Here is a 14,985-nt window from a genome sequence, read left to right on the forward strand (position 1 = left end):
GTCAGTCAGACCTCAATCGCAGAAAACCGGTCCTGTAGGAGCGAGCTCGCTCGCGAAGTACCTGCCAGCGCCGCGATCATTCAGAATGCACGCGTTATCGTTGACCACCATCGCGAGCAAGCTCGCTCCTACAGGACGAACCTGTTCGCGATTGGATGGTCGATTCAGCGAGCGCTGAACGTCAGACGCGGAAGTGGCTCACCATCTGCTGCAATTGACCACCCAACCGCGCCAGTTCAATGCTGGACTTGGCGGTTTCATCGCTCGCCGCAGCAGTCTGCTCGGAGACGTCGCGCACGTTGATGATGCTGCGGCTGATCTCTTCGGCCACGGCACTTTGCTGTTCGGCGGCGGCGGCGATCTGCTGGTTCATCGACTGGATGTTGGACACCGTGCGGGTGATGTTCTCCAGTGACTCGCCGGCCTTGCGGGTGAGGGCCACGCTGCTGTCGGTGAGGACGCGGCTGTTGTTCATCACGGCGGACACTTGCTGCGTGCCGTTCTGCAGGCCGGCCACCAGGCCTTCGATTTCCTCGGTGGATTTCTGCGTGCGCTGGGCCAGGCCGCGGACCTCGTCGGCCACCACCGCAAAACCACGACCGGCTTCACCGGCACGGGCCGCTTCGATGGCGGCATTGAGTGCCAGCAGGTTGGTCTGTTCGGCGACGGCCTTGATCACGTCCATGACGCTGCCGATCTTGTCGCTTTCCTGTTGCAGCACGCTCATGGCTTCGGTGGAGCGCACCACTTCGCTGGCCAGGCGCTCGATCTGGGCGATGGCTTCGTTGACCACTTTGTCACCTTCACGGGCTTCGCCGTCCGCCGCTGCAGCAGCTTGCGAGGCTTCTTCGGCGTTGCGCGCGACTTCCTGCACGGTGGCGGTCATCTCGTGCATGGCGGTAGCGACCTGATCGGTCTCGACTTTCTGGCTGTTGACCCCGGCACTGGTCTGCTCGGTCACGGCCGACAGCTCTTCGGCGGCGCTGGCGATCTGGGTCACGCCGTCGCGGATGCCACTGATCAAGTCGCGCAGGGTTACGCCCATACGAGCGATGCCTTGTTGCAAGACGCCGAGTTCGTCGCGACGGGTGACCAGCACATTGTGGGACAGGTCACCGCTGGCGATGCGATCGACCACCGCCAGGGTTTCGCGCAATGGGCGAGTGATCTGGCGGGTGATGATCACGGCGGCAATGACGCCCACCAGCAGAGCCAGCAATGTGCTGATCAGTTGCAGAGTGCGCGCCTGGGCGCTTTCGGCGTCACGGCGGTCGAGCTGGATCTGATACAGCTGATCGCTCTGGGACACGATGGCGGCGCCCTGTTCGGTCATTTCCTTGCGCGCCTGCACCGCGTCATTGCTGGCGGTCTTGTAGGTCTGCAAGGCGCTGCGGTAGTTGCCCAACGCGGTTTCCAGCTGACGCAAGGCGTCTTGTTGGGAATCGGCGAAATGCACGTTCAGCGGTTTCAGGCTGGCGATGGCGGCGTCCAGTTGACCGACAGCTTTTTGCTCGGTCTCGGCATTGGTACTGGCGGTGTAGCCGCGCACTTCGTAGCGGGCCAGCAGGAACGATTCCTTGGCCGCGGTGATGGCCTGGAACTGTTCGAATCGCTGGTCGCTCAACGGCATTTGCTGCACGCGGGTATTGATGTCATTGATCAGCGTGTTGGCGGTTTCGGCGTTGGCACTCATGGCGTCGCGGGCGCTGTTGCCGGCGCGATAGGCGCTGCGCATCTTGCCCAGGGACGTTCTGTAGGCGTCGATGACGGCGCCTTGTTCGCGCAGCAGCTTGAGGTTTTCCGGGCTCTTGAACTTCGCCAGAAGGGCTTGCTGCTGGGCCGAGAAGGCGTCGAGGGTGGTCTGCACGTTCTGCGCGGCGGTTTCGTCGCCGTTGGTCAGCATGTATTGCAGGCGAACCACGCGCAGCTTGGTCAGGCCGGCGTTGAGCTGGGTGATGTCGCTCATCCAGTTGCTGCGGTCGATCAACCCGCCCAGGCTGGTCCAGCCGGTCAGGGCCAGGACGCAGGTCAGTGCCAGGACCAGGCCAAACCCCAGGCCCAGTTTCAGGTTCACGCTGATGTTGCCGAACCAGCTATTCATCTCATTCCTCCAGGAACTTGGTACTTCTTTATCGTCGGTTGGCTGGAAGATTGTTTTTTTTGGAAGCCGCCAAGCGGTGTAAGCAGGATGTATCGGCAGCAATCCCGGGAGCTGAAAGGTTTTTTCCGCACGGTTCTGTAACAAGACTTTTACAGCGCTTTTAAGCTTTTTTTCACATGGGTTTCACCCGTCACCGACGCGCGTTTCCTTAACCTGCCGGTATCTGATGAGGTAGTGCGTGCCGGCGAGGCGGCTTGATGTGGAATTAAGACTGAGTCTTTTTGGGGTAAAACGCTCGATCGATCTGAACCGCTTCGCCCGTTATCGCAACGCTGCGGTGGTGTTGGTCTCGGCGTTGCTGGTGATCCCGTTGGTGCTGTTCTTGCTGCGACCTGCCGCCGTTGCGGACCTGGCTCACGGCAATGTGACCGGTGCACAGGCGTTGATGACCGGGTGGGCCAAGGGCGACCTGATCGTTCTGGTGCGCCACGTCGAGCGCTGCGATCACTCCACGGCGCCTTGCCTGGTTGGCAACGATGGCATTACCGAGCGCTCGCGCAGTGTCGCCATGGGTGTCGGTGCGCATTTCCAGAACCTGGGCCTGGACAGGGCCGATATCTACAACAGCCCGATCCTGCGTACGGCGCAGACCGCCGGTTTCATGTTCAACAAGGTTGGCACGGGCGAAGACTGGTTGATCGGTTGCCGGGGCACCATGCTGCGCGACGCATTGGCGCACAAAGTGGCCGGACGTAACCTGATTCTGGTGACCCACAGCGAATGCATGGACCAACTGGAAAAAGACCTCCATGTGCCGACGTCGACCCTGGGTTACGGGGCTTCTTTGTTTATCTCCGCCGAAACGCCGCAGACTCCGCGCATGCTTGGCTTTATCGAAGCATCGGATTGGCCGACGGTGACGACCCGTTGAATTTCACCATCCCTTCGAATCAGGACTGAGCATGCAGACCGCTTCCCGCTTTTACCGGGTGAATTTTGGTATTCCGCTGGCCTGCGCGGTCGCGGTGTTCCTGATGTTCGACATGACCGGCATCGACATCGCCTTCAACAATTACTTTTTTGATCCGGTGACGCAGACGTACCCGTTGGACCAGGTCCATCTGTTCGAAAAAATCACCCACAAATGGGCGCGGATCATTCCGAACTGGACCGGAGAAATAGCGATTATCGGTGCCTTGCTGTCGTTTCTCTGGCCGCGCCTGAAGGCTGAAAAGCACTCGAAAATCATCGCCTTCCTGGAAAAAATCAAAGTCGCACCGGTGCTGCGCTTTGCCAATCGCCATCGACGCGACTTTCTCTACGTGGTGTTCGCGTTCTCCATCAGCACCGGGGTCATTCACTACCTCAAGGGCCACACCAGCGTGTATTGCCCGATCGAGACGACCCTGTACGGCGGCAAAATGGAGCACGTTGAGTGGTATGAAAATTTCGACCTGTTGAAAGTCGCCGGTGAGGGGCGCTGCTGGCCGGGCGGACATGCATCGGGCGGTTTCACCATGCTGGCGTTGTACTTCGTGGCTCGCCGTTATCGCTGGCGCTATTCGAAAGCGATCATGTACGGCTCGCTGACCCTCGGTTTCATCTATGGCACCACACGGGTATTGCAAGGGTGGCACTACATGTCCCACACCTTCTGGGCCGGGATCTTCGTATGGCTGGCGTGTTTACTGACGGCGCTGGCGTTCTACGGGCGAGCGAGGCTGGAACAGCCGGTGCTCTCCAAAGCGCAACAACCGGTGGCGGCGACTCAGATCCAGGCAGCGAATTGAGTTGGTGTTGAACCGCAAAACCCGCATCTCGAAAGGGGTGCGGGTTTTTTGTTGCTCGCGGAAACCTTCAGTGAGTCTCGAATTGCGAATTCGCAGACAAAAAAAAGCCCGCGGGAGGGCGGGCAAACCGTAGTTTCTTGAATGAGCGAGTGCAATGTACAGGCAGTAACGCAACCGTGGGGTGAAGAAAAATTCATCTGGATCAAAGCCTTGTACCAGAGCTTGCGGCATAGCTACGGCAAATGATCCGCGGCAAAGTCTGCTTCCGACCGGTTTGTCTGTCAGGCATCGACTCGACGCCACTACCTGGAAACAAGGAGGTTCGGGCCGGTGCCCATATTGCAACCATGCACATAGCGGCATTGCGCGACTATCCATGTGACCCTATCGTCAGATTTCACCTGCCACAAAGTGCTTTTGTGAGTTGTGGGCGTACGATGTAACTCACGTTTTCGCTGAATGCCTGGGGGAGCGACCGAAGCGACCGAACGATGTTGAATTGGAGAAAAGTCATGATTCGCAAGCACTACTTGAAAGCCCTGGCGACGCTGCTCATCGCCGCTGGCGTGCAGTGGGTGACGCTACCCGTCTACGCGACCGAGCAGGGTGAACAGCGGCGTGAAGCTCGCGATACCAGGCAGGAAGGGCGATCCACTGCCCGGCAAACCAAGGATGAATGCAGAAAGGGCAATGACAAGAGCAACGTGGAATGTCGCCAGGACAAGCGCAGCACCAAGCAGGATACCCGTCGCACAGCCCGGGATATCAAGTACTGATCGTTGGCGTGGGTCCTGTTTCAGACGGTTGCAGGGCTAGCGATACAGCCAGAAACAAGAAAGCCCGCACGGGGCGGGCTTCGTTGGTGTCTCAATTGGTGGGCCGGGGACGTTTGAACTGGTTTGTGATGTCCCTGTAATCATTGGGCTTGGCTTGCTTCTAAGACTCAAGGCATACACAAGGGCATACATGCTTCTGGTTGCTGCGTCGTGTCAGGCAAGAAAAATGTAACCGTCCGGCGAAGTCACCTAGGGAGCTCGATCCGACCGTGATGTGGTCTGTAAAAAACCAAGTCGCAATGCATGTTCAGAATGGCGATGACCCAAGCTATTCACGATGGATGTACGGCAGTTTTTTCTTGGAGGCCAGCCAGGCATCTATCGCTGTCCCGCCGAGTTCGACTATTTCCTTATCGTCAAGCGCAAATTGGGGGTGGAGAAACATGATGAACGTCCAGTTTAGGGTGTTATCTGCCGGCAGCAGCACTTCTCGGAGAATCAGACTTCCTTTGATATTTGCCTTTTTGAGCATTTTCTCCGCTTGCTTATAAATCTCGGTGGGATAAGGCCGCATGCCTCCGTGTATCACGACCAAATAGTCATTCTGCAGCGCCAGGACAACGTCCAGAACTTTAGGACTGCTATCAAAAACTTGCACTGTAGGCATTTCACGTTCTCCCTGAAAGGTTCGATAGGCACGATCTCGCGTGCCGCAATTTAAGAGTGTCCAATAACTGTTGCAAGGCCTTCTAGTGCCGAGCGGCATCCCTCCATGGCAATACCGCCGCGCCGAGCACCGCCGCCATCGTCTGATAGTCGTTCGCCGCCTCTGCTTTGCTGGCGAGGCTGTAAACAGCACATCCAGTGTCTCACCCGTTCTGCGAGCCAAGCTTGTCGCCGGGCACATGAAAGCGGTTGATCTCACCATCTAGTATCAGGAGCCAATCCCGTGGCCCATGCCTGATTTGCGCAAGGCGTGTTCACCATTCGCTGACGCTGCGTCGGCAGCCGCACCAGCACATCTTTTCGATAGACATATTGGTCATGCCCGATCACTTGCGAATGACATTGGCGTTGATGCCGTGGGTGATGGCAACGCTGGAGATGGTCGCACCGGGTTGCAGCCATTCTGAACTTGGGCTTTGAGCGGTTTGGGGTAAGTGCTTCGTTGGCGCATGGAAATCCTGACATTAAGGGCTATCGCGTCCGCTTAAAAATACGCGGACACCATCGTCCTTAATGCTGGAGTTCGGAAGGTGTGTTTGCTAGACGCTTACAGAAAAATGACCAGTCATAAGTATTCGTAAGGCCACAACCTCAAATCACATTCCTGCAACGGAACGTGGCCCGTAACGCACCGACGGCGGTTGGAATCCTCATTGAGCATCTGAACCGAAACGATTGCCGCGCCCTGGCCTCTCGTTCCCTGATGGGAAATCCCACGTTAGCAAATGTTAACAGCTTGTAGGCATAGGTTCAGGCCACTTTCGGCCAACAAAACCGGGGCTTTTGACCGAATTTTTGACGCGTTTGTAGGTGGTTAACATTAGCAATTTGTTCACCCCCTATCACTAGGGCGAAGGATGAGTGATCTGGCCGCGACGGTGAGTTGTAGTGGTGTACCGTCCGTCGCAAGCATTTCGACGCAATTGATTTTACAAGTTACCCATATCAGTCAAAAAGATCCCTGAACCAGCGCAGTTTCTGGGCGTCTCATCTATAGTGATCGTGCGCGCCACGTTTCATAAATTCACGTTTCGTGGCGCGGGAATTTGTTGACAGGGCTTTCGAGGTGGCGATAATCGCGTGCCCAAAGTAAGTGCTACAACGTGCGGCTGTCGCACGGTATTCCACAGAATGGGAATACATTAGGAGGTGGATCATGGCGTTCAATGAACGCAAGGTTGCGCAAATGGCGGCCTTTTTTCTCCAAAGGAATGGCGGAAGCTTGTCAATTCTCAAATTGATGAAGCTTCTCTATCTGGCAGACCGTCGAGCGCTGGATATGTTCGATACCCCCATATCCGGGGATCGTATGGTTTCCATGCCGCACGGCCCAGTATTATCAAAAACCTACGAGCTCATGAATGGCTCTGGTTTCTCTGTCGAAAATGGTTGGGACAGCTGGGTCGCCGACCGGGCTGGGCACATGCTCAGCTTGAAACAAAGCGAGCTCTCTCAAAGCGATCTCGATTTGCCGGCCCTCAGCGAAGCTGACATAGAGGTTCTTGCGGCAGTTCAAGATGAATTCGGTGCTATGGATGCATGGGCATTGCGTAATTTCACCCATGATCATTGCGCCGAATGGCGAGACCCAGATGGCTCGTCTCTGCCAATCGACTATAAGGACGTTTTCACTGCGCTCGGTCGCGCCCCGGAAGAGGCTCACCTGGCGCAGCAAAACCTGGATAGTCACAACAGCATGGATCAGCTATTTTCGAGGATTAGATGTTCCTAGTCACAAGACGCGCGACTGTATTAGTACCGTCAGGCACGGCGGAGCAACCTGACCTCAAGCACCTTTTCATCTTGCTCAATGATCCCGTACATGAAGAAAAGTTGGTCTTAATGGTCAGCATCTCCACGATACGCCCTGGTAGATTTCACGATACTAGCTGCCTCCTTGGCGCCGGCGATCATCCTTTCATACGATGCGATAGCTTTGTCCTCTACGCGAAGGCTCGAATTGAGTCAGTGAAAACGCTAGAGGAAGGAGTTCGGCGCCAGCTATTAGTCCCAAAAGACCCAATGGACGGTTCCGTATTCGCAAGAATCTGTGAAGGCGTTCTTACCTCTCGCCATACTCCGGCAGAGCTTAAAAGGTTCTTCGAGCCAATCTGGCGTTCATAGCGGCACCAAGCCCGTTCCGTGCGGGCTTTTTCGCTCTTGGCGTACGTCCAACTTCAAATCTCTTAATCGTCTTGGGTTGGATCGAACATCCATTGAACGATTGCTGACTGACGCCACGCCACCGAGTTGGGGCCTATCCTTACCTTTTTTGGGAAGGTGCCTTCTCTGATTCGGCGATACACCGTGTTCCGGCCAAGACCGGTTGTGTGAAACACCTCGTCGAGGCGCAGGAAACGATCAATGCTGTTTGTCGCCGCTCTGTTTGTCATGGAGTTATCTCTTTGTTCATGGCGCTACTGACCGATGCCCAGGAGAACGGCGGCTTCAGTAATCGATATCAGAGTCATCGCTCTCCCATCCCTGCATCACTAATACCTCTCAGCGTTGGCGGCGTCTGCCGCTTCCTGCCGACCTTCGGTGCTTTACTCTCGCCGTCGCGGCATTCGCGCAAAAACTACCGCACGTCCTCCTTCAGCCAGCAATGCCTGACTCCCATCTTGAAACTCTTGGGTAGCCAGTCCACGCTTCGGCGAATCCCCTCTCTGACCGACGCCTCGGTTCGGCCCAGCATCTTGCCCAGACCGGCAACAAATACCACTTCGCAATCATCGTTCATAAGCGATCCTTGATTCTAATGCTGGCTTACGTCGCGCCTTGTGCCTTCAGTCTGGCCAACCCCTGATTGATATGTCCGGCGTTTTCGCCGATCACGCCCAAGGCAGTCCGAATATTGTCGCCGGCATCGGCTTGTCCCTGGCTTTCGACTAACAAGGTCAGCTCCATTAAAGCGGCCTCCAGGGCGAGCTGGTTTTGATACATGCGCTCAAGGACATCAGGGAGAGAGTACTCAGGGGAAGGCATCGCTTCGATTCCATTCGGGAAAACAAAAGCGTACCTGCTCCATCCTGCTGTCAGGTAAGCGGTAGCGCTTTAAAAGCCGACCTCTTGGCGCCTAATAGCTTGCGCTGCGAACTTTAGCGATTCCCTTATAGCTTCCACCTCGGTGCTGTATGAGCATCTCGGTGCGATTGTGCCTTCTTCGCCGGTGATCAAATTCGTCAAATGGTAACGAGGGAACCAGCCGGCCTCGTTCTTGTAGCAGTCAGTTTGAATGGTGTAGCCGCGGTAGTTGGGCATAATCATGGGAGAGCTCCAGCCGTTTGATTTGAGCTGAGATTATGTTCATCACGACACCGAACGACGCTAGCGAAGATTGATTCGAATCCAGGGGTATGGTCATGTTCACCATGCCTCGCGTCTGCCGCCGCTGGTAAATCTCCCTTGACGAGCCCACCGAGAGTTTTGACGAGCCGCGCCCACTGCCGTACGTGAAAAGTTGCTCCAGCCCTTACAGATCAAGGCGTCCAGCCAGGCGCTGGCGCATGGTCGTCTCGCGATCCGTCAAAGCGTGGTCAAACTAACGGGCGCCAGGGTGTAGGCATCCAGGTCATGCTCGGCAACCCAGAAGTGTTCAACCGCTGGCATGTGCTCAAGCACACGATGAGCACCATGAAGATCGATTGGCTTGAGTGGCTCGGCCGTGGGATGCAGCTCGCGCTGGTGGTCGGCGGGGTCTACGGGTGGGCACAGCAGCAGAGTGCGAAGCAGGAGGCCATGTGCGACGTGGCGCTTTCCTACGTGGAAGTCCTCGAGACGCAGAGAGGGGCGACACGGCAGGAAATCCGCAATGCGCAGGCGGTGGCAGACGATGCTTGCGATTATGAGACGCCCGATGCCTACTAAAAAGCCATTACTAGCAAGATCCGCAGGAAGTCATAGATGGCGCTCGACACTGCTTCAAACCTACTTTCTATTCTGGCCTCGTTGGTTACGATCGCGGTCGTAGTGGCCCCGTTCTTGCCTGCGAGGGCTCATCGCCCCGAAGCGTCGGCAGTCACTGCGCAAACGTCAGAGGGTGCCTGGAAACCGAAGTACACAGCCCGTCTCTTGTTCAGGTGGGTCAGAGTACATGTGCTTCTCGTGATTCTCTTTTTGTTAGTGCTGGTGAATTACGCGACCAACGACAGTCCAGTCAAGGCGCTTGATGTCGTGTCGATTTCCGCCTGCACTGGGGCAATAATTTTCCTGCTGGTAGGTTGTGCTTACAAATACATTCTGTGGGAAACCGGAAAAGCATTCGACACTGGTGAATCGCGTTGACGTCCATGTCAGCGTCGGCACTAGGGTTGCTGGGGGGCAAGGAATACCCCCAGTAGCACTTCACTTCGGCAAGTATTCCTGCGCCTCATGCTGGTACTTATTGAATTCTTGCTCTGCGCGCCGCCTCAGATAACCGTCCATAACTACATCGTCAAGCATCTTGGTAAACTCGGTGTCTTCCACTTTCAAGTCTGCCACCGATATCTGTGAGCGATCGCTAGTAGGTGCCTTGACCTCGTACGTGTCGTTTACGGGCTCAGGGAAGTCGTCGCAATAGATAGTGGTTCGTATTTCGATATCCCTTTCGGCCCGGAGAAAAATTAAGGTCTTGGACTCGAGCACTGTGCCTGCCTGCACATCACCCACATCCCAAGAGAAAATATACTCCTGACCGGTGTGCCCCCTCTTTATGTCGTACTTTTCTACTGCCGTTACAGGTGGTAAAAACCTCATACCGTCCTTTTTGGCAGAGGGGATGGTCGGAAAGTCATCGTTTGTATTGTCCATAGCCACCCCAGCGGCTTTGGAGACGACGAAACATACGCTCACATTCTTCGCAAGGATTGGTGAGTCATTCGTGATGGTAAAGCGCAGGAGCTCTGCTCCTCCCCAAGTCCTAAAATATTCAGACCTATCCCTGTAGAAGTCTGAATTCAGGGAGCTCGCCAAAAAGTTTGTCGTAAAGCTCCCGCCAAACAGGTCAAGGCCGCCGCGCTCTCGAGGAACGCTGATGACCTTTACGTGATCTGGGATTCCAGCTGCGTCAGGTACTTGGCAAAGCGCACCCCTCATTTGGATTTTCTTGCCACCATATTCTTCACTGTCGGCATTCCGGACGCCCAATGCCAGCACAGGGTACTTTGGGAGGCGCTGCAGCCTTTCGCTCACCAAATCTACACCGACCGTCATCGACAGGTGATAAACCAGCCCCAGCGCAATAATCCCAAAACCCCACCCCAGACTTGACTCTTGGTTCAGAAATTCTCTTAGAACATCGGATCGCCCGAAGTAGAACTCAACCGCAGCAACGATCAATGCCTCAACGATTTTGGTCTGAGAAAGCACCACTGCAGCACCAGCACCGACAACAATCCGCGCAATGACGTTATAGGCCTTGGGTCTGATAATGTTCAGGAAGCGACTCAGGTACCCTAACCACTTTTCAACGTCCATTTTCATCTGTCCGAGCCTAAGAAAGTAAAAAGCGCAAACCGCGCCGTTGGAAAATCATAACAAAGGCCCCTACATACGTTCGAAAATAAAATAAAGGGCGCTTCATGGGCGCCCTTGTCGTGTGTGCTGCACACCGGTCATTTGCCTTTCTTCCCGCTCTTTCCGGTCTCGCCCTTGGGCAGCCGGTCAGGGTGAGACTGCGGGAAGTATTCCTGGCTGGGTTGGGGTTTCTTCGTCACGCCGTCGCGTTTATCAATCATCGTCATCTTCCTCGTTTGCTGTGCCAGTCGGCACAGTGTCTATCGGTAAACCCAATTCCAGTCGCAGCGTCACCTCGAGCTCGGGAAGCGTGGCTGACCAGCACCAAATGTGGACGTTCCGTGGTGCGATTCGCCATGGTCGGTTTGTCAGCGCCAGCGATGGTCGGCGGCATGTGATCGAGCAGGCCGGAAAGGAGGCTCATTGCGCCACCTCGCCCGGATTCCACTTACTCCCAAATGTGCCTGTGAAAAAAAATCGGGGGAACGGGGGAACGGGGGGAACACCCGGTGTTTCAGGGGCTTCCAGAGGGGGAACTTGTACCCCACCGAAAATTGTGGGGAACAGTGATAACCAAATGTCAGGAAGTGCGCGGAGTCTTATATTCAAAAACATGTTTGTGTTCCCCCTGTTCCCCAACACTTCAATAAGGGGGAACGGCTACAGGCCACGGTTTCACTGGCCGTTCCCCCGTTCCCCCTGTTCCCCACGTTTATAGGTTCCTGTGAATTCGGGCATCGGCGTTTGGTGATGGAGGTGGTCATTGGCTGATCCCTTCGCCATCCATGGCGTCTGGGTCGATGGCATATAAGCGGGCAGACCCACCGGCGGGCAGGCGGTATTTCTTGGTTTTGCGGCTGTCTCGGTCGGTATCGTGCTTGGCAAGAGCGCCAGCGCCTTCTAGTGCCTTCACTACTCGCGTCAGGCCGTGACCGTGAGCTGCTTCGGTCAGCGCCGACTTGTTGAACAGGTAGAGGCGCTTACCGGCCACCACTTCCCAGTAGCCAGCACGGTTGAACACCTTGGCGTCTACCTCTGGCGCATCCACATCGGAGAATCGGCTACTGCCGTGCTTGTCGATGAATTCCAGGATGCCAGCGAGGATCTGGCGGTCTTCGGCATTGCCACTGCCTACCCGACTCAGCCATTCGCCATAGAGCAACTGGCAATCGGCCAACGCGCTGCCTGGCGTCCAGGGCAGTAGGCCGTAGGCGATTGCCATTTCCCCAGCCAAGGCAATGACGGCGAAGCGATCGGCCACACGTCCGGCTTGGGCGTTGTCCTCGATGAACTGGGCGCGGATACCGGCAAAGTCTTCAAGCAGGCCGGCACGGTCGTCGCTGGCGAGCAACTGTTCCACGAATGCTGGCCCGATGTGTCCGTGATGGGCGCCGACAGCGACGGTCAGCAGGCGGTGAAAGTCGGCACCCTCCAGGCCATGCAATTCATCAAAGGCCCGGTGGGTGCGAGTGCCGGCGTTTACATCCACCATGCGTAACTCGGCGCCAGCGTGGGCGGCATTACCGCTGATGGCCGCGTGTTCGGACAGAGAGCGTTCGCCGCTGGAAAGCGCCAGCAGACGCCAGCTCAGTTTGCCGCGGGCTTCCCGGTCGCGGGTCATGGTGCCTTTGCCCTGGCCGTTGGCGAGTGAGTAGGCCATTTCCTGCACACGCTTGGGGTCGGCGCGCTTGATCTCGTCCAGCGGAAGCATGGTGTCATTGCGGCTCGATGCCTCGATCTCCAAGCCGCCTTTGGTCATGTCCCAGCTCGCCGCGAATATGCCGGGGTCGCCCCATACCGATGAGCCGATCAGTTGCGCCAGCGACTTACCGCTAGAACTGTCACCTACCAGGTGAACACCGCCACCCAATACGCCTACTAGGCTCAGAAGTGGGCCTGCCAGTGCGCAGCCAATCGCCAGTGTCAGTACCGGATTGCCCTCGCACTTGGCCGCGACTTCGGTTTTCCAGCCCTCCAGGTCGCCGCGCAGGCTGAATAGGTTCTGTCCTTTGCCGCTGGCCTGATAGCGCACCTTGTCGCTGCCGATGGTGCGGCCTGGCAACACAAATGCGCCCGACTCATGCCAGCCGGGGCGGCAGGTGGTGGCAAACACTTGGTCGGGTCGCTGGTCCAGTAAGTACTCCATAAAGGCGCCACGCTTCTTGAGCGCGATGATTACGCCCATGCCGAACAACTGGCGCCTGGCGTCCTCACCGCTACCGCCGAACACCTCCATAGGGATAATCCATTCCTTGATGCCGCTCTCGGTTACCAGACGGAGTAAACGGCCTTCGCTACCATCGTCGCTATTGGTCGTCCGGGCCACTACGGTCACGGGGCTGGAGATCCACTCGTCAGTGATTGGGCGGTCTGTTTTGTCGTCGTCAGTCTCATCATCGGCGGTCGTGCGTTTAAAGCTGTGCCAGTACACACCGGGTCGCAGCTTGCGGCCTTTCTCATTCGTTACCCAGTGTTCATATACGCCCCAGCAAGGGCGCTCAGGAGGCTTAATCGTCGGGGTTTCAATCGTCAGAAACTTTGCCGAGACCTTTGCCGCTTGGCTTGCGGTAATTTTCGCCGTGTTGGCCCCGTCATTCGCCCCTGCCGTGCCGCCTAGATCAACCGTCTGGCTGGTTACGTTATTCGTTGGCATGGTCGGCTTCCCAGCGGTACAGATCGTTGAAGTCCGTCAATGTGTTGGGCGCACTGTTCGGCCAGTCGGGAAACGCCACAAGTCCACCCACTGCAATGGCGGCGGCATTGGCCGCTGTGCGTCCGGGATTGCCTTCGGTGCCCCGGTCGTCGTCACCCGTGATGATGATTTCAGTGGTGGGGTATTCAGCCCTAAGCACCAGCGTCACCGGCTTGAGGTTACCGGCATTCATGGAGCAGGCGACGGTGTAGCCCCTTTCGTGAAGCGTGGCACCCGTGGCCCAGCCTTCGCAGATGCAAAGCGGCTTGCCTGGTGTAATTAGGCCCATCGGTGAATAACAGCCCTTCACCTGGCCACCGAACAGGAAGCGCTTGCTGCCGTCTGGTGCTATTCGTTGCAGGTTGGCCAGCACTCCACCGGAGTACAGAGGTACCAACAGTTCGTCACCACGCTGGCGCAAGTTGTGTGCCTGAACTCCCTTAGCGATTAAATAGGCGTGGTCAGGGTCGGCGCCGCGAGCGTCACGCCACCAGCGTTGCGCAAGGTTGGCCGTGCTGAGCTGGCGCTTGTGTTGCTCAGCTTCACGCTGGCGCCGGGCCTGGTCGATGCGTTTGCGCACCTGCGCGGCTTCCCGGGCGTCCAACGGCTCACGGCTGCACCAGGTGCTGGCACCGCCAGTCTTCCAACTACCGAACGCGCCGGAGGCGATGCCGTCGAGGTACAGTACGTACCAGCCATTGCGCGTGCCCGGCTTGTCGTCCGGGACGCCGAAACGGTGGATAGTCCCATCGGGCACAGGCAGCCAATCGAGCGGTCCATAGACGGACTGGAGCGCGTCACGGAAAAGGATCGTCACGTCAGTCATGACGAGCGCCTCCATGGTGATCAGCGCCAGCAAAGGCCTGACAGACGCGCCCATTGTTCAGCGCGTGCAAGTAGGTAATGTCATCGATTGAATCGACCAGGCAGGCCGTCACCACGGCATAGGCGCTGCGCATTATTACACGGCCAGTTTCTGCGTCAGCCTTGGTTAGGAAGGGCCCCAGGAGCGCCTTTACCACCTTTGGATGGCAGAGGTAGAAAAGCTCTTTGGCTTTCTTCGGGCAAGACTTCGGCGTACCCGCTTTTTTGCAGGTTGTTTTGGTCATGGTGATTAATCCGTTACGAGGTTTTCAGTGCCATTCGCTCAAGCGGCCCGTAGGCCGGCAGGAGCGAGTCACGAAAAAGAATTGCGGCATCATTCATTTGCTTGCTGCGAAGGATCGAGACGAGCGATTAATGCCTTAAAGTCCTCAACGATTTCCGATAGCCAGCCAGCGCGTCCAGGGCACTGCTCTAGTTCGTAAAAATCGCGAAGCTCAGAGCAGGCCTCAATCAGTATGGACAAGCTATCGTCGTCGATGGCTGGAGCAGTGGGTGCGCAGAGGTCGTCATCACAAACAC

At 56.8% G+C, this 14,985-nt stretch carries 15 protein-coding genes and 1 pseudogene; 7 read left to right on the top strand and 9 right to left on the bottom strand.

Annotation, left to right across the window (positions count from 1 at the left end; translation table 11 throughout):
• Positions 1-181 precede the first annotated feature (181 nt).
• Both KGA98_RS28700 and KGA98_RS28705 read right to left on the bottom strand, forming a co-directional pair.
• Complete coding sequence (locus KGA98_RS28700) at positions 182-1,045, bottom strand: methyl-accepting chemotaxis protein (protein ID WP_408003798.1); 864 nt, start codon at positions 1,043-1,045, stop codon at positions 182-184.
• Positions 1,040-2,101, bottom strand: a pseudogene (locus KGA98_RS28705) (methyl-accepting chemotaxis protein); the annotation flags it as partial. The gene KGA98_RS28700 and the pseudogene KGA98_RS28705, both read right to left, overlap by 6 nt.
• A gap of 259 nt (positions 2,102-2,360) precedes the next feature.
• Here KGA98_RS28705 and KGA98_RS16950 point away from each other — a divergent pair.
• From KGA98_RS16950 to KGA98_RS16970, 5 genes are all read left to right on the top strand, one after another.
• Complete coding sequence (locus tag KGA98_RS16950) at positions 2,361-3,032, top strand: histidine phosphatase family protein (RefSeq protein WP_223502871.1); 672 nt, start codon at positions 2,361-2,363, stop codon at positions 3,030-3,032.
• 31 nt (positions 3,033-3,063) lie between these two features.
• Positions 3,064-3,891: a phosphatase PAP2 family protein gene (locus tag KGA98_RS16955; RefSeq protein WP_223502872.1), complete on the top strand. Its 828-nt coding sequence runs from the start codon at positions 3,064-3,066 to the stop codon at positions 3,889-3,891.
• Positions 3,892-4,403: 512 nt separating this feature from the next.
• Positions 4,404-4,667: a hypothetical protein gene (locus KGA98_RS16960; protein WP_008047515.1), complete on the top strand. Its 264-nt coding sequence runs from the start codon at positions 4,404-4,406 to the stop codon at positions 4,665-4,667.
• Between the two features lie 272 nt (positions 4,668-4,939).
• Entirely contained in the window at positions 4,940-5,218 is a 279-nt protein-coding gene (locus KGA98_RS28710) for a hypothetical protein (protein WP_411736669.1), read from the top strand.
• Positions 5,219-6,549: 1,331 nt separating this feature from the next.
• Positions 6,550-7,125, top strand: coding sequence for a Panacea domain-containing protein (locus tag KGA98_RS16970; RefSeq protein WP_223502874.1), 576 nt, complete (start codon positions 6,550-6,552; stop codon positions 7,123-7,125).
• 454 nt (positions 7,126-7,579) lie between these two features.
• Here the strand turns inward: KGA98_RS16970 and KGA98_RS16975 are convergent, their stop codons facing one another.
• Both KGA98_RS16975 and KGA98_RS16985 read right to left on the bottom strand, forming a co-directional pair.
• On the bottom strand, positions 7,580-7,786 hold the full coding sequence (locus tag KGA98_RS16975; protein ID WP_223502875.1) for a helix-turn-helix transcriptional regulator: 207 nt from the start codon (positions 7,784-7,786) through the stop codon (positions 7,580-7,582).
• Positions 7,787-8,159: 373 nt separating this feature from the next.
• Positions 8,160-8,378: a hypothetical protein gene (locus KGA98_RS16985; protein WP_223502876.1), complete on the bottom strand. Its 219-nt coding sequence runs from the start codon at positions 8,376-8,378 to the stop codon at positions 8,160-8,162.
• A 588-nt stretch (positions 8,379-8,966) separates the two neighbouring features.
• On the opposite strand from KGA98_RS16985, the gene KGA98_RS16990 reads away from it, so the two are divergent.
• Both KGA98_RS16990 and KGA98_RS16995 read left to right on the top strand, forming a co-directional pair.
• Positions 8,967-9,260 (top strand): hypothetical protein, encoded by a 294-nt coding sequence (locus tag KGA98_RS16990; protein WP_223502877.1) that lies wholly within the window; start codon positions 8,967-8,969, stop codon positions 9,258-9,260.
• A gap of 36 nt (positions 9,261-9,296) precedes the next feature.
• Entirely contained in the window at positions 9,297-9,677 is a 381-nt protein-coding gene (locus KGA98_RS16995) for a hypothetical protein (RefSeq protein WP_223502878.1), read from the top strand.
• A gap of 60 nt (positions 9,678-9,737) precedes the next feature.
• On the opposite strand, the gene KGA98_RS17000 is transcribed toward KGA98_RS16995, so the two are convergent.
• From KGA98_RS17000 to KGA98_RS17015, 5 genes are all read right to left on the bottom strand, one after another.
• Positions 9,738-10,856, bottom strand: coding sequence for a hypothetical protein (locus KGA98_RS17000; RefSeq protein WP_223502879.1), 1,119 nt, complete (start codon positions 10,854-10,856; stop codon positions 9,738-9,740).
• Between the two features lie 131 nt (positions 10,857-10,987).
• Positions 10,988-11,110 carry a hypothetical protein gene (locus KGA98_RS28445; RefSeq protein WP_263287877.1) on the bottom strand — a complete coding sequence of 41 codons (123 nt, stop codon included), beginning with the start codon at positions 11,108-11,110 and terminating at the stop codon, positions 10,988-10,990.
• A gap of 539 nt (positions 11,111-11,649) precedes the next feature.
• A complete protein-coding gene (locus tag KGA98_RS17005) occupies positions 11,650-13,422 on the bottom strand; it encodes a DUF927 domain-containing protein (protein WP_223502904.1) in 1,773 nt (590 codons plus the stop codon).
• Positions 13,423-13,528: 106 nt separating this feature from the next.
• Positions 13,529-14,407 (bottom strand): toprim domain-containing protein, encoded by an 879-nt coding sequence (locus tag KGA98_RS17010; RefSeq protein ID WP_223502880.1) that lies wholly within the window; start codon positions 14,405-14,407, stop codon positions 13,529-13,531.
• A complete protein-coding gene (locus tag KGA98_RS17015) occupies positions 14,400-14,690 on the bottom strand; it encodes a hypothetical protein (protein ID WP_223502881.1) in 291 nt (96 codons plus the stop codon). The genes KGA98_RS17010 and KGA98_RS17015 overlap by 8 nt, the downstream gene beginning before the upstream one ends.
• Positions 14,691-14,985 lie beyond the last annotated feature (295 nt).

The organism is Pseudomonas sp. BF-R-24 (genome assembly GCF_019947335.1).
Classification (GTDB): Bacteria; Pseudomonadota; Gammaproteobacteria; order Pseudomonadales; family Pseudomonadaceae; genus Aquipseudomonas; species Aquipseudomonas jessenii.

What these genes read in the sequence shown, in the direction of transcription:
- KGA98_RS16985 (WP_223502876.1), bottom strand. Translation starts at nt 8,378, where the DNA reads ATGCCTTCCCCTGAGTACTCTCTCCCTGATGTCCTTGAGCGCATGTAT.
- KGA98_RS16960 (WP_008047515.1), top strand. Translation starts at nt 4,404, where the DNA reads ATGATTCGCAAGCACTACTTGAAAGCCCTGGCGACGCTGCTCATCGCC.
- KGA98_RS17015 (WP_223502881.1), bottom strand. Translation starts at nt 14,690, where the DNA reads ATGACCAAAACAACCTGCAAAAAAGCGGGTACGCCGAAGTCTTGCCCG.
- KGA98_RS16995 (WP_223502878.1), top strand. Translation starts at nt 9,297, where the DNA reads ATGGCGCTCGACACTGCTTCAAACCTACTTTCTATTCTGGCCTCGTTG.
- KGA98_RS16955 (WP_223502872.1), top strand. Translation starts at nt 3,064, where the DNA reads ATGCAGACCGCTTCCCGCTTTTACCGGGTGAATTTTGGTATTCCGCTG.
- KGA98_RS28700 (WP_408003798.1), bottom strand. Translation starts at nt 1,045, where the DNA reads ATGGGCGTAACCCTGCGCGACTTGATCAGTGGCATCCGCGACGGCGTG.
- KGA98_RS16990 (WP_223502877.1), top strand. Translation starts at nt 8,967, where the DNA reads ATGCTCGGCAACCCAGAAGTGTTCAACCGCTGGCATGTGCTCAAGCAC.
- KGA98_RS28710 (WP_411736669.1), top strand. Translation starts at nt 4,940, where the DNA reads ATGTGGTCTGTAAAAAACCAAGTCGCAATGCATGTTCAGAATGGCGAT.
- KGA98_RS28445 (WP_263287877.1), bottom strand. Translation starts at nt 11,110, where the DNA reads ATGATTGATAAACGCGACGGCGTGACGAAGAAACCCCAACCCAGCCAG.
- KGA98_RS16970 (WP_223502874.1), top strand. Translation starts at nt 6,550, where the DNA reads ATGGCGTTCAATGAACGCAAGGTTGCGCAAATGGCGGCCTTTTTTCTC.
- KGA98_RS17000 (WP_223502879.1), bottom strand. Translation starts at nt 10,856, where the DNA reads ATGAAAATGGACGTTGAAAAGTGGTTAGGGTACCTGAGTCGCTTCCTG.
- KGA98_RS16975 (WP_223502875.1), bottom strand. Translation starts at nt 7,786, where the DNA reads ATGACAAACAGAGCGGCGACAAACAGCATTGATCGTTTCCTGCGCCTC.
- KGA98_RS17010 (WP_223502880.1), bottom strand. Translation starts at nt 14,407, where the DNA reads ATGACTGACGTGACGATCCTTTTCCGTGACGCGCTCCAGTCCGTCTAT.